Origin of the sequence: Pseudoalteromonas sp. MMG007 (genome assembly GCF_018100985.1) — a bacterium.
GTDB lineage: Bacteria > Pseudomonadota > Gammaproteobacteria > Enterobacterales > Alteromonadaceae > Pseudoalteromonas.
In genome coordinates this window covers 1-18,583 of record NZ_JAGJEI010000018.1, presented here as the reverse complement: position 1 = coordinate 18,583, position 18,583 = coordinate 1, and the positions used below count along the sequence as shown (strand labels likewise).

At 40.0% G+C, this 18,583-nt stretch carries 17 protein-coding genes and 4 tRNA genes; 12 read left to right on the top strand and 9 right to left on the bottom strand.

Features of this window, described 5'->3' with window-relative positions; genetic code table 11:
• Positions 1–31: 31 nt before the first annotated feature.
• Positions 32–1,249: an S-methyl-5-thioribose kinase gene (gene mtnK, locus J8L71_RS16740; RefSeq protein WP_211001537.1), complete on the bottom strand. Its 1,218-nt coding sequence runs from the start codon at positions 1,247–1,249 to the stop codon at positions 32–34.
• A 128-nt stretch (positions 1,250–1,377) separates the two neighbouring features.
• Here mtnK and mtnA point away from each other — a divergent pair, with 128 nt between their 5' ends.
• Positions 1,378–2,418, top strand: a complete 1,041-nt coding sequence (gene mtnA, locus J8L71_RS16735; protein ID WP_211001536.1) for an S-methyl-5-thioribose-1-phosphate isomerase — start codon at positions 1,378–1,380, stop codon at positions 2,416–2,418.
• Here mtnA and J8L71_RS16730 read toward each other — a convergent pair.
• From J8L71_RS16730 to J8L71_RS16715, 4 genes are all read right to left on the bottom strand, one after another.
• Positions 2,396–3,460 carry a RelA/SpoT domain-containing protein gene (locus tag J8L71_RS16730; RefSeq protein ID WP_211001535.1) on the bottom strand — a complete coding sequence of 355 codons (1,065 nt, stop codon included), beginning with the start codon at positions 3,458–3,460 and terminating at the stop codon, positions 2,396–2,398. The two genes, mtnA and J8L71_RS16730, sit on opposite strands and share 23 nt — an antisense overlap.
• Positions 3,461–3,590: 130 nt before the next feature.
• Positions 3,591–4,133: an acireductone dioxygenase gene (locus tag J8L71_RS16725; RefSeq protein ID WP_211001534.1), complete on the bottom strand. Its 543-nt coding sequence runs from the start codon at positions 4,131–4,133 to the stop codon at positions 3,591–3,593.
• Positions 4,130–4,813 (bottom strand): acireductone synthase, encoded by a 684-nt coding sequence (gene mtnC / locus J8L71_RS16720; RefSeq protein ID WP_211001533.1) that lies wholly within the window; start codon positions 4,811–4,813, stop codon positions 4,130–4,132. Before mtnC ends, J8L71_RS16725 begins: the two co-directional genes overlap by 4 nt.
• The gene (locus J8L71_RS16715; protein ID WP_058548769.1) at positions 4,813–5,436 is read right to left on the bottom strand and encodes a methylthioribulose 1-phosphate dehydratase; all 624 of its coding nucleotides are present in this window, start codon (positions 5,434–5,436) and stop codon (positions 4,813–4,815) included. Before J8L71_RS16715 ends, mtnC begins: the two co-directional genes overlap by 1 nt.
• Before the next feature lie 107 nt (positions 5,437–5,543).
• Here J8L71_RS16715 and J8L71_RS16710 point away from each other — a divergent pair, with 107 nt between their 5' ends.
• The 3 genes from J8L71_RS16710 to J8L71_RS16700 all read left to right on the top strand — a co-directional run bounded on the left by J8L71_RS16710 (position 5,544) and on the right by J8L71_RS16700 (position 8,934).
• Entirely contained in the window at positions 5,544–6,686 is a 1,143-nt protein-coding gene (locus tag J8L71_RS16710) for a methionine aminotransferase (protein ID WP_211001532.1), read from the top strand.
• Complete coding sequence (locus J8L71_RS16705) at positions 6,674–7,447, top strand: amidohydrolase (RefSeq protein WP_211001531.1); 774 nt, start codon at positions 6,674–6,676, stop codon at positions 7,445–7,447. Before J8L71_RS16710 ends, J8L71_RS16705 begins: the two co-directional genes overlap by 13 nt.
• A 68-nt stretch (positions 7,448–7,515) precedes the next feature.
• Entirely contained in the window at positions 7,516–8,934 is a 1,419-nt protein-coding gene (locus J8L71_RS16700; RefSeq protein ID WP_211001530.1) for a mannose-1-phosphate guanylyltransferase/mannose-6-phosphate isomerase, read from the top strand.
• 25 nt (positions 8,935–8,959) lie between these two features.
• On the opposite strand, the gene J8L71_RS16695 is transcribed toward J8L71_RS16700, so the two are convergent.
• From J8L71_RS16695 to J8L71_RS16685, 3 genes are all read right to left on the bottom strand, one after another.
• Positions 8,960–11,116, bottom strand: a complete 2,157-nt coding sequence (locus J8L71_RS16695) for an ATP-binding protein (RefSeq protein WP_211001529.1) — start codon at positions 11,114–11,116, stop codon at positions 8,960–8,962.
• Positions 11,117–11,239: 123 nt separating this feature from the next.
• A complete protein-coding gene (locus J8L71_RS16690) occupies positions 11,240–11,896 on the bottom strand; it encodes a response regulator transcription factor (protein ID WP_211001528.1) in 657 nt (218 codons plus the stop codon).
• Positions 11,897–12,116: 220 nt separating this feature from the next.
• Positions 12,117–12,479, bottom strand: coding sequence for a histidine triad nucleotide-binding protein (locus J8L71_RS16685; RefSeq protein ID WP_211001527.1), 363 nt, complete (start codon positions 12,477–12,479; stop codon positions 12,117–12,119).
• 92 nt (positions 12,480–12,571) lie between these two features.
• On the opposite strand from J8L71_RS16685, the gene J8L71_RS16680 reads away from it, so the two are divergent.
• Positions 12,572–13,171 (top strand): DUF2057 domain-containing protein, encoded by a 600-nt coding sequence (locus J8L71_RS16680; RefSeq protein ID WP_211001526.1) that lies wholly within the window; start codon positions 12,572–12,574, stop codon positions 13,169–13,171.
• A 59-nt stretch (positions 13,172–13,230) separates the two neighbouring features.
• Here the strand turns inward: J8L71_RS16680 and J8L71_RS16675 are convergent, their stop codons facing one another.
• Entirely contained in the window at positions 13,231–15,072 is a 1,842-nt protein-coding gene (locus J8L71_RS16675) for a M1 family metallopeptidase (RefSeq protein WP_211001525.1), read from the bottom strand.
• A 143-nt stretch (positions 15,073–15,215) separates the two neighbouring features.
• On the opposite strand from J8L71_RS16675, the gene murB reads away from it, so the two are divergent.
• The 7 genes from murB to J8L71_RS16640 all read left to right on the top strand — a co-directional run bounded on the left by murB (position 15,216) and on the right by J8L71_RS16640 (position 18,455).
• Positions 15,216–16,226 (top strand): UDP-N-acetylmuramate dehydrogenase, encoded by a 1,011-nt coding sequence (murB, locus tag J8L71_RS16670; protein WP_211001524.1) that lies wholly within the window; start codon positions 15,216–15,218, stop codon positions 16,224–16,226.
• Positions 16,223–17,215 (top strand): bifunctional biotin--[acetyl-CoA-carboxylase] ligase/biotin operon repressor BirA, encoded by a 993-nt coding sequence (gene birA / locus J8L71_RS16665; protein WP_211001523.1) that lies wholly within the window; start codon positions 16,223–16,225, stop codon positions 17,213–17,215. Before murB ends, birA begins: the two co-directional genes overlap by 4 nt.
• Positions 17,212–17,931: a type III pantothenate kinase gene (locus J8L71_RS16660; protein WP_211001522.1), complete on the top strand. Its 720-nt coding sequence runs from the start codon at positions 17,212–17,214 to the stop codon at positions 17,929–17,931. Before birA ends, J8L71_RS16660 begins: the two co-directional genes overlap by 4 nt.
• Before the next feature lie 117 nt (positions 17,932–18,048).
• Positions 18,049–18,124: transfer RNA gene (locus J8L71_RS16655), tRNA-Thr, on the top strand.
• Positions 18,125–18,164: 40 nt separating this feature from the next.
• Positions 18,165–18,249 (top strand) — tRNA-Tyr (locus J8L71_RS16650).
• A gap of 44 nt (positions 18,250–18,293) precedes the next feature.
• A tRNA-Gly gene (locus J8L71_RS16645) sits at positions 18,294–18,368 on the top strand.
• A gap of 11 nt (positions 18,369–18,379) precedes the next feature.
• Positions 18,380–18,455 (top strand) — tRNA-Thr (locus J8L71_RS16640).
• The last annotated feature ends 128 nt before the right edge of the window (positions 18,456–18,583 follow it).

Genomic DNA, 18,583 nt, shown 5'->3' with positions numbered 1-18,583 from the left:
TTACAGGTAAAAAGGCGCTTTTGCGCCTTTTTTAATTAAGCTGGCTTATTAACAAACTAAAAAAGGTATCTTTTGTTTCGCAGGTTTGCGCATTCAAAATCAGTTGCTCGCCTAGGGCAAGTGTTTGTTTTTGTACGCTAAGGCGTGTGCTTTCATCGCTAATGCTATCAATATCAACTACATGTGCTAACCCTATGGTACGTCTAATAAGCTCTGCGCCACAGTAACCTATAGCATCTTGCAACACGTTTTTCATAAAATATTGCGCATAAGCATCGCTATTAAGTGTCTCATCTATTGTTTTGGTATTGATTAAATTTAGCCAGTGTTGTTCAAATAAGTTGTAGGTTTCGACAATGCAGCTAAGCAAATGTGTTTGATAGTTACGACGAGCAAGAAACTCTTCTATATGCCCTGCTTGTGCGCAGTAGTTTAGTAGTAAGTTGCCAATAAAAGAGCCAATATCAAATCCTATAGGGCCAAAAAAGCCAAACTCGGGATCAATCATCTTAGTTGTGTTTGTATCAACAAAAATGCTGCCGCTGTGCATGTCGCCGTGTAGTAATGTTTGCGGGTTAGATAAAAAATTAGCTTTTAATTTGGCTATTTCTAACTTAAGTACTCGGTTATCGCGAAGAGCTTTCACTTGCGCAGCTAGCTGCGCCGGAAAGTTATTGCGCTCATGATCTATGTACGGATCGCTAAAAAATAAATCTTCGGTTATTTGGCAAAGCTCAGGGTTAGTGAATTGCTTAACTAATGCTTTTTTGTATTGAGCGGCTAAGTAAAAATCTGAGTTGTAAAAACCAGTGTGGCTTAAGTAAGTAGCCACATGCTGGGCTAATTTAGGGAATTGCTGCGCGTTATTTTGTGCAGCGCGCAATATTTGTAAACTGCCTAAATCTTCTAAAATAGTGAGTGCATAATCATGATTGTAATGCAGCACTTTTGCCGTGTATTTGGGGCAAATAGCACCATGATTAAGTAATACTTGCGCTTCAATGCGGGCTCTATCAAGCGTTAATGGCCACGACTCACCCACGCAGCGGGCATAAGGTAGTGCCTGCTTTAAAATAATGCTGTTGCTTTGCTCATCACTAACTCTAAAAACTAAATTAAGGTTGCCGTCACCAAACTCATACGCAGATAAGTTTTGCCCTGCGATAAAAAAATCACATTGCTTAGAATCAATTAACGAATTTACGTATTCGATTGCGCGCTGCGCATTAAAAGCGACATAGTTAGCCATGGCCAAATCTCACATTAACTTTTTGGGCATTCTATACCTTTAAATGTTTAGATGTCTACAAGTCTAACTTGAGAGTTATTCAAACTGATGTAAAATACCTTTACGCATTTAAATTAAGCAAAGTCACCATGCAAAACTTAGTAGCAAGCAGTTTAAAATATGAAAACGGTACATTGAGTGTACTAAACCAATATTTACTTCCGCATCAGCAAGTGTGGCACGAGTGCAGTAGCGTTGAAGCCATGAAAGAGCTGATCATTAGCCTAAAAATTCGTGGAGCGCCCTTAATTGGTTTAGGTGCTAGCTTGCTTGTTGCTTATTTAGCAGAGCAAGGCGCTACAAAAGCAGCGCTTGATGATGCTATTAATGAGCTGGAAGCCACACGCCCAACAGCGGTTAATTTAATGCATTGCATGGCCGCATTAAGAGAGGCGCTTAAGCAAAGTGATTTTGTAATAGCTATAGTAGCCACTGCCGAGCGCCTATTTATTGAAGACATTGAGTTGTGTGAACGTATGGCAACCTTTGGCGCTGAACTTATAAACAGCGGCGATAACATTTTAACGCATTGTAATACCGGCGCATTGGCAACCGCAGGGATAGGCACTGCTTTAGGTGTTATTTATAAAGCGCAGCAGCAACATGGCAATGTACATGTATGGGTTGATGAAACCCGTCCATTATTACAAGGCGGGCGTTTAACTGCGTTTGAACTTGAGCGCTGGAAAATACCATACACACTCATTTGCGATAATATGGCAGCAAGTTTAATGGCGGCAGGCAAGGTTGATAAAATAGTTGTAGGGGCAGACCGTATTGCCGCTAATGGCGACTTTGCTAATAAAGTGGGAACGTATAATTTAGCTGTGTTAGCGCATTTTCATAATATTCCTTTTTATGTTGTAGCCCCCGTGACCACACTTGATACACACACCATTTGCGGAAGTGATATAGAAATAGAGCAGCGAAATAGCGCAGAAGTACGTGGTGTAAGTGGCAGTTTTGGTGAAGCGTTATGGGCGCCAACTAATGCCAATGTTTACAACCCCGCGTTTGATGTAACACCTGCAAAATTGGTAACAGGTTGGGTGTTAGATACCGGTGTTTACGATAAAAGTGATGTAGAAAGTGGGGCATTACTTAAAATTAACCAAGTAGAATACGACTAAACTCAGATAAAAACTCGGAAGTATCATTAAGGTAGTTGGGATATGCTTTTTCTATGGATTTTAAATCATTCCCAGCTACTAAAAGCACATTATTATGGGTTTGTTTTTCCTGTTCAGCATAGTGTGTTAGCGCTTCTTGTTTTTTATTTGCGGCATATAGATATACTCGACCCATTTGTGTTTCTGTATTGTGAACTAATAAAGCAAAGCCTGTATCTTTGGATTTGTTTTTAATCTCATCAACTTGGAATGCTCGGTTAAATGCATCCAGTTTTTGGAAGGCAGCAAGTTTTTTGTTTAAGTTAGCCAGCTCATCAACATAGCTTTGCACCTCTTCTTGACTTAAAATATTTGAACCATCTTTGACCGCCAGAAACTCACCCATAATAAAAAATAATCGCTTCCAGTCTGTGTCGGCTGCTTGAGGATTCGTTTTTAGGGTTTCTTTTTCTATAATATCTACTATTTCAACTGTGGTAGCCCATAGGTGTTGCAGTTTAGTACGTAACTGAACCTCAATTTGAAAGCCTTTGTAATCGTGAGACTCTAAATGGTTATAGCTTTTGTAAACACGATGAATCCCTCTATAGCCAGTTGCTTTAGGCTCTTCTATATAATCATACGATTTAACGCTATGGACAGTTCTGCTTGAATCTAAGCTCATGTTTAATTTATATAAATGCTCAAGGTTGTCTAAAATTACTCTACAGCCTCCAATATCATGCATACGTTTTAGGTTAATTGCATTTTCACTTTTGCCATCTAACGATGCTCTTTGAAGTTTATCGATGATAGTAGGTAAGCGTTTCAAGCGTCTGACAATGGTTGCAGATTCAAGCAAATGAAGCTTTTTTATATGTTTCCATACTAAGTTTTTAATTATCGTGAGTGGATATAAATGCGCAGCTCTGTAATTTTGGATAACTTCAGTAGCAAAATCAAAGTCTCCTTCATTTTTACGAAAGATACGGCCAGCCTTTTCAACTTGCTTACGTGAATAAGCTAGTTGCTGTTTAGACTTTTGATACTGTTCGTTTACCATAAAAGCACTCATTATCATTGTTACTACTAGAAATAATATTACAGAGTTAAACGTTTGAAGTCATCATGCAAGTTTAACGTGAATAAACTACCTGCGTGGATTTTGTTAAATAATTGCAGGCAATCTCATACTATGCCAATAGTGGAAAATCTTTAGCTATTTGTGATTCAGTGCTTTTTGCAACCCAGCCCTCGGTGTTATTAAATAGTCTAATAGCGGTAAATTCTGGGTCGCTACCCATATCAAACCAATGCGGGGTAAGGGTTGGTACTGAGATTAAATCGCCTTTTTGGCATAACACTTGGTAAATTTTAGTGCCAATATGTAGACAAAATAGCCCTTGGCCTTTTACAAAAAAGCGTACTTCGTCTTCACTGTGAGTGTGCTCAAATAAAAATTTTTCACGCATTTGTGGTGCAGCTGGGTTCCCTTTAGTAAGCGAAATAACATCTACAGTTTGGTAACCGTTTTGTTCTTTTAAGCGTGCTATATCATTTTTATACGCATCAATGATCTGCTCATTTGTAGTGCTTTCGTTAATTTGAGCATTTGCTTGCCACTGCTCAAAGCGCACATTTACTAAAGCTAATTGCGCTGCAATTTCATCTGCATATTCTGTACTGGTAAGTACATTTTTAGGGTTGTTGTCAGCATAAATTGTTAATTGGCTCATATAAATTGCTCTAATTTAGCATTGGTAAAATCATGCACATAAGGATGCTCGCTTTGCGCTTGTCCATCACGTATTAAATGAAGTGTTTTAAAGCCTGCAGCTTTTGCGGCATCGAGTTCTGCGGCTACATCACTAAAAAATAATACCTCGCTTGCATCAAATGGCAGCTGTTCAATAATGGTGTTATATGCTGCTTGCTCTTGCTTTGCGCCTACTTTTGTATCAAAAAAGTCGTTAAAAAGAGCGCGAATATCACCGTAGTCGCTGTATTTAAATAGTAACTGCTGCGCTCTAACTGATCCTGACGAGTACACATAAAGCGCAATATTTTGTGCATGTTGCGCTTGTAAAAAGTCGAATGCATCTGGGTATAAGTGACCTTTAAAATCACCATGTTCGTAACCAGTTTGCCAAATAAGCCCCTGTAATTGCTTTAAAGGCGTTATTTTTTTATCTTCTTCAATCCAAGTGAGTAAAACGCTAATGACTCGTTCTAAATCGGCGTTAGGCTCATCAATAATCGTTTTTACAGCCGTTATTTGCTCTGCAACATGGGCTTTTTTAGCGTTTAATCGTAAAAAGGTGGCCAATTGCTTTGCTGCATACGGAAATAGCACGTCTTTTACAAAAGAGATGCGTGTAATGGTGCCTTCAATGTCGGTTAAAATTGCTTTTATCATTATAGGTTTGCCTCAATGCCTTCTATTTTTATGCGTTCTAGTTCACAGCTAAATAAAAACTCTAGGCCTTCTAAGTGGCGAAGCGCTTCTTTGTAATTGCGTCCAACTACGTACACGCCATGTCCACGAATTAATACAGCATGCTCAATAGGGGTATGTAAATGATGATCGCTTAACAGCAAACCTAAGCGTTCTATATCTTGGTCGTTTTCAAAAATAGGGATGCTCAGGGTATCTAAGTGTGAGGTAACACCACTGAGCGACTTTTGCATTTCGTAACCTGATAAATTTAGCGTATGGCTTTTTATAACTCGCGATAATACGGTTGCCGCAACCGAGTGCGTATGCAGCACTACGTTAGCGTGCGGTATAAGTTTGTACATACCTAAATGCAGTTGTGTTTCGGCCGATGGGTTGCCAGCACCTTTAATGCGGTTTCCTTCATGGTCAAGCTCAATGAAGGTGTGTGTACCCAGTTGGCCTTTATCAAAGCCGCTAGCGGTAACTACAAACCCTGATGCAGTGCGCGATGAAAAATTTCCACCAGTTGCAGGTACCCAGCCTTTTTGGCTTACCCACTTTCCAGCTTCAATAAGTTGTGAAATAGCGGTATTGTTTTGCATACGTTCCTCACTAATGAGCATTAAGTTTGTTATTTTAGACGGCTATACTTCTGTTTTAAGCAATGATAGCATCGCTTTGAGCGCAAAACCATCATTAAGGGCATCACGTGTTTGAAAGTAAATTACCAAATTTAGGTGTTAGTATATTTAGCCAAATGAGTGGCTTAGCTAATCATTTTTCAGCAATTAACTTATCGCAAGGCTTTCCTGAATTCGACGCTCCCGCACTTTTAAAAACACAGTTGAATTACTATGTTCAGCAAGGTGTAAATCAGTATTCGCCCTCAAGCGGTGTACCACGATTACAGCAAGAAATAGCCAATTTGGTTGAGCGAAAATACGCTGCAAAAATTAATGCGGCAGAGCAAGTTACGGTTACATCGGGTGCTACTGAGGCGCTATTTGTTGCTATTCAAACTATAGTACGCCCTGATGATGAAGTCATCGTATTCGACCCCGCTTATGACTCTTACCAACCCGCTATTGAGTTAGCAGGCGGTAAGGCAGTAAATGTTGCGTTAAATGCGCCAAATTATACAATCGATTGGCAGATAGTTAGCCAAGCAATTACAAAAAACACCCGCGCTATCATTATTAATACGCCACATAACCCAAGTGGTAAAATACTTCAGCCGCAAGATATAAAAGCACTTAAAGAGTTGGTAAGTGCTCACAACTTATTTGTAATTAGCGATGAGGTTTATGAGCACATCACTTTTGACGGCCAGCAACATTTAAGTATGCTGCGTGATGAGCAACTAAGAGAAAAAAGCTTTGTTATATCAAGCTTTGGTAAAACATTTCATAGTACAGGTTGGAAAATGGGTTACTGTATTGCACCTGCACACCTAGCTACTGAGTTTAGAAAAATCCATCAATACGTTACATTTTCAAGCTTTACGCCAGCGCAGCATGCACTTGCCGATATGCTAGAGCAACAAGGTGGGCATGTAGATGAGTTAAGTGGTTTTTATCAGCAAAAACGCGATTTATTAATAAAGCATTTGAGTGATAGCCGCTTTAACATTTTACCAAGCCAAGGCACTTACTTTTTATTACTCGATTATAGTGATGTGTCTGACTTAAGCGATGTTAATTTTTGTCACTGGCTTGTAGAGCAGGCAGGTGTTGCGGCAATTCCGCTTAGTGTGTTTTATAAGCAGCCCTCAAATGATAAAGTGATTCGACTATGTTTTGCTAAAAACGATGAAACCTTAATAGAGGCTGCGCAAATATTATGTCAACTTTAACGCTTACCTTAGTGCAAAGTGAGCTGCACTGGCTCGATAAAGACGCCAATTTAGCCATGTTCGATAAAAAATTAGCAGAGATAACCGCTAACCCCGATTTAATTTTATTACCCGAAACCTTTGCCACTGGTTTTGCTATTAACCTTGATTGTGCAGAGCCTGAAAACGGCAAAGTACTCACTTGGCTAAAAACGCAAGCACATAAGCATAACGCAGTTATTGCAGGGTCGGTATTAGTTGCACAAGGCGATAAAAAAGCCAATCGGTTTTATTGGGTAACCCCTAAAGGTGAAGTGAATTATTACGACAAACGTCATTTATTTAGGTTAGGAAGTGAGGGCGACTATGTTGTAGCAGGACAAGCGCGTAAAACATTTGAAATTAATGGCTTTAAGCTACTTCCACAGGTGTGCTACGACCTACGGTTTCCGGTGTTTCAGCGTAATAACAACGACTACGATGTAATGATAAACGTAGCTAACTGGCCTGCGGTTCGTCGCCACATTTGGGATACATTACTTATGGCCCGCGCAATGGAAAACCTATGTTACGTAGTGGCCGTAAACCGTGTTGGTGATGACGGTAACGGCGAAGCGCACAATGGCGGTACGGCCGTATACGACTTTAAAGGCGATACGCTCGCTAAAGCAAAAGATAATACGCAAGAGTTACTCACTGTAACGCTTGAAAAAGCACCGCTGGAAGATTTTAAAACCGCGTTTCCCGCTTATTTAGATGCAGATCAGTTTACGCTAACTTAAATTATCTTCACGTAGCACTAAAAATATTAAGTGCTAAAATAGCTGCTGATATTTTTATTGGCGGCTTTATGAATACATCCCTTATTACACCGGTAATTTTAGCTGGCGGCATTGGCACTCGGTTATGGCCGCTTTCTCGCCAAGCTATGCCTAAGCAATTTTTACCCTTGCTTGATAACACGCACTCGTTATTACAAAGCACTTTAGCGCGTGTATCAGGTGATCAGTTTGCAAAGCCAATACTTGTTTGTAACGAACAACACCGTTTTATTGCCGCCGAGCAAAGCACAATTGCTAACCCGCAAGGGCTTTTACTAGAGCCGCAGGGTAAAAATACGGCACCTGCTATTGCGTTAGCTGCACATTACGCACTACAGCAGGGTATTGAAGGGCCAATGTTGGTGATGCCAGCCGATCATCATATTGAAAACTTTGCTGAGCTAACACTTCAGTTAAATGATGCTGTTAAGTTAGCTGAGCAAGGTATGCTAATTACATTTTCAATCACACCCACCAAGGCGCACACCGGGTTTGGCTATATAAAGCAAGGCAGTAAAATTTCCGGCTCAAACTGCTTTGAAGTCGCTGAATTTAAAGAAAAGCCAAACCTAGCTACGGCGCAAAAATACTTAGCTGAAGGCGGTTATAGTTGGAATAGCGGCATGTTTTTATTTACGCCACGTGCTTATTTAAATGAGCTTGAACGTTTTGCGCCAAAAATAGCGCACAGTGTAAAAGCGGCATCTCAGTTTTCACACGACTTAGGCTTTACAAGGCCAAACATAGAGCCACTTAAAAACTGCCCAAGTGACTCTATTGATTACGCTATTTTAGAGCGCAGCAATAATGTAGCGGTGATACCTGTTGCGCTTAAATGGAGTGATGTAGGTAGCTTTAGTGCTCTTGCAAGTCTTACTAAGCAAGATGCGCACGGTAATAATGAAAACCAAAATCATATAGCGCAAAACAGTACTAATAATTTTGTTATTAGCGAACATGACCATAGTATCGCAACGCTTGGGGTAAGTGACTTAGCCATTATTCACACTCACGACGCCACACTTGTTGCCGATAAAAATAAGCTCGATGGCTTACCTTTATTACTAAAACAATTAGCAATGGGCCAAAGCGATAAACTCAATCACCATCAGATTGTGTATCGTCCATGGGGTAACTACCGCACTTTGGTTGAAGGTAGTGGTTTTAAAGTTAAAAAAATAACCGTTAATAGCGGTGCTAAACTTTCGACGCAGCGCCATCAGCATCGTGCAGAGCATTGGGTGGTGGTATTGGGTATTGCTGATGTTCGTATTGATGAGCAAGCATTAACACTCAACCATGACCAATCTTGCTATATTGCAGCAAAACAAATACACAGTTTAGCTAACAATCAAAAAGAGCCGTTAATAGTCATTGAAGTGCAAACCGGCGCTGTACTAGATGAAAGCGACATAGAGCGATTTAATGATAAGTATGGTAGAGAATAAAAACCTTAACCTGCAAAAAAGCCCATTACCCCAACTGCCCGCGCACGTACTTTAAATATTGCTCTAGGCTGCGCTGCCATAGTTCTAACGCTTCATCAAGCAGGTTGTTATGGGGTTTATTATCAAGCAATCGGCGCTCTATCTTTTTCAGTTCAATGCCGTAGCGGTTAAATCCGAGTTGTAAAGCGGTGCTTGCTTGGCGGTGCAATAACTTAATGCATTGCTCGGGTTGATGGTCTATTAAACCTTGGCAACGTATTAGTTTGTTACGCGCAGAGAGGACAAACTCATTATAAATAGACGACACTTCGTCTTCACTAAACGAACTCGTTAGCGTTTCTGCGGCGGTTTCATCATATAAGGTATCAACAAGCTCTACGGCAATATTTGTTGTCTGATTTGATTGAGAATCACTAAGCGCTTGTCTTAGTTTTTCGTGTTTTATTGGCTTACCCACAATGTCTTTTATTCCTAAAGATAAATATTCCTTTACTTCATCAGGGCTAAGGCTTGCTGTAAAAGCAAGTACAGGGGTGCGCTGGTTTTTATGATCTATGCGTTTTAGCTGCTTGAGTACTTCTTGCCCTGTGAAGTCAGGTAAGTTCATATCAAGCAATACAACATCGAAATGATGGGCTTGCATCAGCTCAATAGCGCTTTTACCATCTTTGGCAAGCTTAATTTTATGCTCATCATCGGCCATAAATTCAATGGCAATTTTTTGGTTTAAATCTAAATCTTCAACCAGCAAAACATCTAGGCCTGTTAGGTAATCCTTTGTTTGGTGGCGTTGCTCTACAAGGCTTAATTCGCCTATAGCAAAGGTTACAGAAAAGCTAAATACACTGCCTGTGCCTAATTGGCTGGCTATTTCTAAGCGACTGCCTAGTTTTTCTAAAAGTCGACTAGTAATAGCAAGGCCAAGGCCTGTGCCGCCTTTTTCTTTGCCGGCACTACTTTGTACATAAGGCTCTGTGAGATAGGCTATTTCGTCGTTTTCGATGCCGGGGCCTGAGTCTTTTACACTAACTTTTATGGTGTGCTCAAGCTGCTTTTCGAGGACTAAGTCGACCTGAATTTTAACACTTCCGTAATCAGTAAACTTAATGGCGTTGCCCACTAAGTTAATAATTATTTGCCTTAATTTTTGTTGGTCGCAGTAATAACATGCTTGCTCGGGAATATTACAAATTAGCTCAAACTTAAGCTGTTTTTGCTCTGCAAGCGGGCTCAATAACAAGCATAAGTTATTAAGCCATGTCTTAAATTCTATATCCTCCTCGTAAAGCGCTTCATCGCTTTGATCTAGGCTTGCATAGTCGAGTACTTTATCGACCAATAAGTTAAGTGACTCGGTGGAGTTAATAATTGCCTCGCAGTAGGCTTTATTTCGCGTGTCACTTGTTTGGTTCATAACCAGTTGCGCACTGCCGAGTATGCCATTAAGTGGAGTGCGTATTTCGTGGCTAATCGTTGATAAAAATAAGCCACGTATTTCCAAATCTTTTTGTGCTTTGTCGGCTAATTGGTTTAAGTTTTGCTCTCTGCGTTCATTACATAATAGTGCCATGCCTGCGGCATAAAACATGGGAGCAATAACACCATTCAAAAAAAGTAATAAACTAAACCAGCCGCTTTCTGATAACGTTGCTTGGTTGATGTTACCCATAAAAAATGAGCGGCCAATAAAGCTAAATACAACCAACGTTAAAATGGTTATGTAAACAATACTGCCATTGGGGTAGGGCTTACGGGCATACTTTATAAAAATATAAAGTAAAAATATTGCTTCGGTTATGTGTTGTAAATCTGAGGCTAGTATTCGCTCTTCTAATGATGGGTTTATAAATGAGTAGTAAAATAGCATTACAGCGCTAAAAAGAGTAAATGAGCACAGAAATTTAAAGCTTAAGCCCCGGTAATTTAAAAACTGGCTTAACGACAAGCAATGCACCAGTGACGCTGAAAACATCATTAGGGTGGCAATGCTTACTACAACAAGGTTGTGACTTTCGACTACTGTGGTAAAGCCTATTGCAGCACCCAGCAATAAAATGGGATAAAAAATATAAAGTAGCGTACCAGGAGTATTTTTATTTGTTCGCCATGTTAAAAAGTTAAGAAAAGTCATGACGATCATAGTCGCAATGCTGGCAAAAAAAAGAGTAAAGGAGTCGAGCATTAATATTCCAGCAAAAGGAGTTTAGTTGAGAATAATAAAAAGTATGGTATTAGACAAGCATATAACACATACAAAAACAGACACTTAAGTGTCTGTTTTTAAAGTTACCAATAAATATTTAGATTAGCGAATTTCGTCTGGAATATTTTGCTGTGCCCAAGATAGTAGCTCAATACGATTACGACATTTAGTTTTTCTAAATGCGCTGTATAAGTGAGTTTTAACTGTGTGCGGGCTAATACTTAAATCTTCTGCAATCTCTTTGTTTTTAGAACCTTTGCTCATAAGTGAGATTATTGCTTTCTCTCGCTTTGTAAGTTTAACAGGCTCTATATCACCTTCGGTTAGTTTATGTAGTGCATCTTTATTAAACTGAAGCATACGGTTTAGTGCGTTACACATTATATCGCGGCGGTACCAAAGTTGATCTTCAAGTAATAAACGAATGCCCTTCATTAATACATCGGCGTTATCTGTTGTGTAAAAAACACCACGAATACCGCTTAATAGCGCGCGGTTAGCGAGCTCTGGGTTTTCGTCTAGATTAAATAATATGATATCGCATTTAATACGTAGGTTTACTAATTGTTCTTTTAGCTTTCCCCATGCATCTTTATTAGATGTTTCAATAAACAGAAGTCGAGTCCCTTCAGGCACATCTAAAATGTTTGTACCAGTGGTTACGTCAAGGCCTTGCGTTTTTAACAAAGGTTCTAAAACGTTAATACCAATAGTGTTAATTGGCTCTTGATCTAATAACAAAAAGGCTGAACTGCTCATGTTTTTTACTCTTTTATAAAGCTGACTGATTGAGTTTACCACGACTTCCACACCTTTTGTATTAGGAAGTCGCCGATGTACTCAAGAACAAATACGATTTTACGATTATTTAAACATAAAATGTTGCAAATAAGTAACTGTTTTTCACTTTATAATCATGAAAAACCATAACATTTGTAACTAAATATTTGAGCCGGATAATTTCACTAAAATAATTAATTTACTTTTTAGTGCTCTGATACGGTGGCCAACCCATTTCTTTACCGCCAAGCATGTGTAAATGTATGTGGTAAACAGTTTGTCCACCATGTTCATTACAGTTCATTACTACGCGGTAACCTTCATCGCTAAAGTTATATTGTTTTGCTAATTTAGCAGCAACCACATATAAATTACCGACTAAATGAGAGTTCTCAGGCGTAATATCATTGATTGTTGAAATTGCTTTTTTTGGGATAATAAGAGCGTGAAAAGGGGCTTGTGGGTTTATATCTTTAAATGCAAGTGTGTCTTCGTCCTCATAAATAATGTCTGCTGGGATTTCTTTATTTATTATTTTGGTAAAAATAGTTTCTTGGCTCATGCTGTGTCCCTAATTAAGTGGTACGAAATTTAAGCTCACTAATGACAAACTTTCAAAGCAGTGTCAAACTGAAATCAAATAAAGGAGTTAATATGCTTAAACCAATTTTAATAGGTAGTGCTGTTGCATTACTACTTAGTTCTTCTGCTAATGCTGAAAATATTCACTTCCCAGAAGAGTTTGTTCCTTTGCAAGTGGGCGATCGTATACTGGAAAGTTCTTTGTTTAGCCGTATTGATGATGTAGAGCTTGCACCGGGCACTTATCAACTAAAACTCAAATATACAGACTTATACGAAGATGATTACGATACACACGAAGTTGTAGAGTCAGAACCGTTTTGGGTGAATGTAACTATTGAGGCTGGTAAAGACTATACCTTAGTGTTTAACCGTGCTGAAAATGCAGTGTCTGCAAAAGTGTTCGCTGAAGCACCACAAGTAAGTTTAAAAGCAAAAAGTAGCGCGGTGGCGATACCTTTAAGTGTTGTTTCTAATACCCAGCTTGCAAGTAATAAACCTGCAATGCAAAACACAGTTCCAGCAGGGCCTTCACGTCCTAGTCAGCCAATAAAGCCTATTGCGCCTATAAATGGGAAAGGAATGCCAAGTGCACCCCAAATGCTCGATTTTTGGTGGCAGCAAGCCACTGCAACGGAACGAAAAGCATTTTTAGAAAAAGTAACAAAATAAAATAGTACAAAAACAAAAGGGCCAAATTAAATTTGGCCCTTTTTAGTTAACGCTATTATTTATTCAAATAATGCGTCAATAGTACCTTGTGCAAGTGGGTGGTAACCCGGACGTGCTTTTAAGTACACGCTTTGTGCCCACTCTTTTTTACCGTTAGTGATGAGTGATTTATATAACGGAACAATTAATTTACGACGACCAATACCTGATAAGTGCTTATCAAGCGCAGGGTAAATTGGCTGATAACCATTACCTACCGCAAGCATAAACCAGGCAAAAGCTCGTTCAGCGTTAGTTGATTGCGTTAAGTTAAATTGATTATCTAGCTCACTCATTTTATCTAAGCTTAAATCACGTGGTAGATTATTTAAAAAATGTAGCCATTCATGCACTGTCCACTGCGCTGTTGGTAGTTCAGCTGCAGTTGTGTCGCCTTTTAGCCATGCTGCTGTTGCAGTGTCTACCTTATCAAACGCATCAGAAGTAGGGTTTGGTGCATCGCTTGGTAAACCTGGTTCAAAAATCCACTCATTTACTTTATCCATGCTTACAACGCCTGGGTATTTTTCAATTAAGTTAGCTTTTAAGTAAGTAACAAATTGCGCAGTGGTCAGCGATTTGAACGAAAACTCTTTAAAGTACGCTTTTACAAACGGGTCAAACTTATCACGGCCATATTTTTCTTCTAGGTAAATTAAAAATAACTGACCTTTAGTGTATGGCACTGAGCTAAATGCATCATCTGGGTCGCGGCCATTAAGTTTTAAGTTAAGGCGGGTATCTGGCGCATCAATCGTTTTAAGCTGAGCGCGTAAGCCTGCTGCATCTAATGCTTGTTCCATAACAGCGCGGTCACGGCCAAACACTTCTTCCATAATGCGGTTTTCAACGTACGAGGTAAAACCTTCGTTTAACCATAAATCTTCCCACGTTGCATTAGTGACTAAGTTACCAGACCACGAATGAGCAAGCTCATGCGCAATTAGGTTAACTAAGCTTTTATCGCCTGCCACTACAGTAGGTGTAATAAACGATAGGCGTGGATTTTCCATGCCACCAAATGGGAAGCTAGGCGGAAGCATAAGTAAATCGTAACGGCCCCATGCGTACTCACCATACATTTCGTTGGTTTTGTCGATCATGGCTTGTGTGTCGTTAAACTCAGCAACCGATGCATCTAAAATTTCAGGTTCAGCAAAAATACCTGTTTGGCGCGACATGGCTTTAAATTCTAAGTTACCCGCACCAATGGCAATAAGGTAAGGAGAAATCGCTTGAGGCATGTCAAAAATGTAGTCGCCATCTTTATAAAGTGCGTCTTTATTATCGGCACTCATAACCGCACGTATATCTTTTGGTGTATGAATTCGCGCAGAATATGTCACACGCATTGCAGGGGTATCTTGCACTGGGATCCAGCTACGAGCATGAATAGCTTGCGATTGGCTGTACATAAAAGGATGTGTTTTGCTGGCTGTTTGCTCTGGTGTTAGCCATTGTAAACCTGATGCTTCTGGGCGGCTGTTGTAGTAAATACGGGCTTTGGCAGCTTGATCTTTAAATTTAATTGTTAATTTAGAACCTTTTACGTCGTCACGCTTAGCAAGTGTGTAGTCTGCTTTGTGCCAGCTGCCGTCGACGTCTTGATACATTACTTTATCAATGTCTAAGTCGCGAGTATCAAGTACTAATGTTTTACTTTTTGAATTATTCCACTTTAGTGTGTGCTCAACAAAACCTTCTAACTGCTTGTCGGCAAAATCGACATCTAAATCAAGGTTTAAGTGAGTAGTCACAACGTCATCAAGGTTAGCATACGAGTTTTGGTCAATCGCATTAGCCATTGCTTGCGAACACATACCTGCCATAGCGAGGCTTAAAAAAAGAGGTTTAATTTTCATAATTACCCTGAACACAAATAAAAAAGTGCTGGTTTTATATCACGATTGCCGCAGTGGGTTGAGTGATTTTTACAATCTAGTGCCACATTTGCGACGATGAGGTAAACTATTGCGATTAGTTACCGGTAACTTTAGAGAGCTTTGTGGCGTATTCATTACACTCCTTACATACATTTGCATTAAACAGCCAATGCCAAAATTTTGTTGAAATTACTCAGCTTGAGCAACTTAAAGCGCAAAGCTTTAACACACCATTTTGTCTATTAGGTGAGGGCAGTAATACCGTTTTTTTAAATGATTACACAGGTACAGTAATAAAAATGGCGACCAAAGGCATTAAAGTTACTGAACGAGAAGATGACTTTTTAATTAGTGTTGCCGCAGGCGAAAATTGGCATGCATTAGTAAGTTACTTGCTTGATAAAAACATTCCAGGGCTTGAAAACTTAGCACTTATACCAGGTACTGTTGGCGCATCACCAGTACAAAATATTGGTGCTTACGGTGTTGAGATTGCAAAATTTGTAGAGTCAGTAGAGTACTTTGATATAACCACTAAGGCCGTGCACGCACTTAATAATGAACAGTGTGAATTTGCCTACAGAGACTCCATATTTAAGCATTCACTTAAAAATAGAGCGGTGATCACTCGCGTTGATTTTGCACTGCCTAAAAAATGGCAACCTGTATTAAGTTACGGGCCTTTACAACAGCTTAGCAGTGTTACGCCAACAGCTGTGTTTGAACAAGTTATACAAACCCGTAATAGTAAATTACCTAACCCGTATACATTGGCTAATGCTGGGAGTTTTTTTAAAAATCCTATTATTACTAATCAGCATTTAGGTGAGCTATTAACGCAATTTACGGATTTACCCCATTATGAATACGGGCAAAGCCACCATAAAGTAGCGGCAGGCTGGCTAATTGATCAAGTAGGTTTAAAAGGGTACAGAGTTGCAGGTATTGAGGTGCATAAGCAGCAGGCCTTGGTATTAGTTAATCATGGAAATAGTGAAGGAAGCGACCTCATAACAATGATTAAACATATTCAGCAAGCGGTGCATGCCCGTTATAACATTATGCTAGAGCATGAAGTGCGTTTAATAGATACACACAGCGAATGCCATATTAAAATGGAGCCCATACAATGAAAGCGCCAGATGGAAACAAGCTCGCTATTTTAAATGCACTCAACCTAGGTGGTTTTGTATCTGGGCAAGCGTTAGGTGAAGAGCTTGGAATTAGTCGAGCTGCGGTTAGTAAACATATTAAAACGTTACAAGAAATGGGTTTGGACATTTTTAAAGTAACCGGCAAAGGCTATTGCTTGAATAGCCAAGTGGGCCTTTTAAATAAAACACAAATTGATCTGCATTACAAAGCGTTAGGTGCGAGCACGGCAGATGTTGAAGTGCACCCTATTATCGATTCGACCAATAGCGAGCTTATGCGCCGCATACAAAGTAAAGCGGAGCTTGAATCGGGCAAGGTCATTGTGGCTGAAATGCAGCAAGCAGGGCGTGGCCGACGTGGCCGTGTTTGGCAGTCGCCGTTCGGTGCCAATTTGTATTACAGTTATTTTTGGCGTTTAGATGATGGGCTACAAGCCGCGATGGGTGTATCAATCGCAGTAGGTCTTGCTGTTTATGATGCAATTAAAGCGTTATACCAAATTGACGTAGAGCTTAAATGGCCAAACGATATATATATAAATAAGCAAAAGCTTGCAGGCGTATTAGTTGAGCTAGACGGGCAGCCACAAGGGCCTTGCCAGTTAGTTATTGGTGTAGGTATAAACCTACAGATGCCAGAAAGCTTTAGCCAACATATAGATCAGGCATGGACAGATTTAAATCAGCACACTCAACAGCTTGATAAAAATATGCTGGTGGCTTCACTAACGTATTATTTAGAAAAGCGTTTATTGCAGTACAGCCAAAGTGGTTTACAAGCAATGTACGATCAATGGAATGCGTTAAATGCGTTTGCAGGCGAGCAGGTAGAGCTCAACACAGGTCACAGAAGTTGGCGTGGTATCTGTGAAGGCATAGACCCACAAGGTGGCATTCGTATTCGCCAAGACGGCGAGGTAAAAAGTTACTACGGCGGAGAAGTTTCGCTAAGAAAGGCACAACCATGAGATTACTCATCGACGTAGGCAATACGTCATTAAAAGCGGTGCTTTGGCAAAACCAGCAAGCACAGCCTGCAAATATAAACAATTTACCTTGGCAGCAGATAACTGAAGTTGTGTATGCCTGCGTAGGCAAAAGCGAATTAATGGCAGAGTTACTTGCACAAGCAAGCACACATGGCGTTCCTAATTTTGAAGCCAACGTAACAAAACAATTAGGCAAGCTTAGCTGTGCATACGATCAAGTTGGCAATTTAGGTATAGATAGATGGCTTGCACTTATAGCAGGCTTTACACTTTACCCAGATACGCCGTGCATTATTGTTGATGCAGGTACCGCCACCACTATTGATGTGCTTGCTGATAATGGTGTTCACTTAGGCGGGTGGATTTTACCGGGCCTTGATTTGATGACCACCTCTTTAACGCAAAATACTCAACGCGTATTTGATGATGGCACTACACCATTTGAAGATAAGCTAGGGAAAAACACCCCTAACGGATTAAAAAATGGTGCTTTAGCAGCAACAGTTGGAGCAATTGAGCAAGCAAAGCGTCACTTAGCGCAGCATAATTGTAGTCAATTGCCTAAAATAATCTTTGCTGGTGGCTATGGCGCATTATTACAGCAGCAATTTACGGGTAGTATTTTTGATTCGCTACTTGTAATGAAAGGCTTAAATTATTGGCGCGACCTGAGTAAACATGGCCAAAAAGTATAAAAAACCACTGTTTTGCATGAATTGTGAGCATTTGAGGTAAAAAATTACATTTTTTTTAATTTTATTGTTGCATCCCAATAAACCTTACTCTAATATCTCGCCCCGTACTAAAGCAGTGCCGACTTAGCTCAGCTGGTAGAGCAACTGACTTGTAATCAGTAGGTCAACCGTTCGACTCGGTTAGTCGGCACCACTTTCCTTTTACCGGAAGTGAATTAGTAGAGAATTATCGTGGAGGGGTTCCCGAGCGGCCAAAGGGATCAGACTGTAAATCTGACGGCTCAGCCTTCGCTGGTTCGAATCCAGCTCCCTCCACCACTTTATTCTTGACGGTTAGAGGTAGTTTAAGAACAGATTTTTATGCGGGCATCGTATAATGGCTATTACCTCAGCCTTCCAAGCTGATGATGCGGGTTCGATTCCCGCTGCCCGCTCCAGTTCTTGTGTTGCTGATATAGCTCAGTTGGTAGAGCGCACCCTTGGTAAGGGTGAGGTCGGCAGTTCGACTCTGCCTATCAGCACCAGTCCTAAGAATCTCCTTGATTACTTCCTTTATCTGTCAGAAAATACTATTTGAAAAAATTTACTTAATCTACCTTTGGTGGATTATTTTCATATGTAATTTAGATACACAAAACTGATAGGTTCCGTC

Coding starts and splice junctions, on each gene's coding strand:
- mtnK (WP_211001537.1), bottom strand. CDS start 1,249: ATGGCTAACTATGTCGCTTTTAATGCGCAGCGCGCAATCGAATACGTA.
- mtnA (WP_211001536.1), top strand. CDS start 1,378: ATGCAAAACTTAGTAGCAAGCAGTTTAAAATATGAAAACGGTACATTG.
- J8L71_RS16730 (WP_211001535.1), bottom strand. CDS start 3,460: ATGGTAAACGAACAGTATCAAAAGTCTAAACAGCAACTAGCTTATTCA.
- J8L71_RS16725 (WP_211001534.1), bottom strand. CDS start 4,133: ATGAGCCAATTAACAATTTATGCTGACAACAACCCTAAAAATGTACTT.
- mtnC (WP_211001533.1), bottom strand. CDS start 4,813: ATGATAAAAGCAATTTTAACCGACATTGAAGGCACCATTACACGCATC.
- J8L71_RS16715 (WP_058548769.1), bottom strand. CDS start 5,436: ATGCAAAACAATACCGCTATTTCACAACTTATTGAAGCTGGAAAGTGG.
- J8L71_RS16705 (WP_211001531.1), top strand. CDS start 6,674: ATGTCAACTTTAACGCTTACCTTAGTGCAAAGTGAGCTGCACTGGCTC.
- J8L71_RS16700 (WP_211001530.1), top strand. CDS start 7,516: ATGAATACATCCCTTATTACACCGGTAATTTTAGCTGGCGGCATTGGC.
- J8L71_RS16695 (WP_211001529.1), bottom strand. CDS start 11,116: ATGCTCGACTCCTTTACTCTTTTTTTTGCCAGCATTGCGACTATGATC.
- J8L71_RS16690 (WP_211001528.1), bottom strand. CDS start 11,896: ATGAGCAGTTCAGCCTTTTTGTTATTAGATCAAGAGCCAATTAACACT.
- J8L71_RS16685 (WP_211001527.1), bottom strand. CDS start 12,479: ATGAGCCAAGAAACTATTTTTACCAAAATAATAAATAAAGAAATCCCA.
- J8L71_RS16680 (WP_211001526.1), top strand. CDS start 12,572: ATGCTTAAACCAATTTTAATAGGTAGTGCTGTTGCATTACTACTTAGT.
- J8L71_RS16675 (WP_211001525.1), bottom strand. CDS start 15,072: ATGAAAATTAAACCTCTTTTTTTAAGCCTCGCTATGGCAGGTATGTGT.
- birA (WP_211001523.1), top strand. CDS start 16,223: ATGAAAGCGCCAGATGGAAACAAGCTCGCTATTTTAAATGCACTCAAC.
- J8L71_RS16660 (WP_211001522.1), top strand. CDS start 17,212: ATGAGATTACTCATCGACGTAGGCAATACGTCATTAAAAGCGGTGCTT.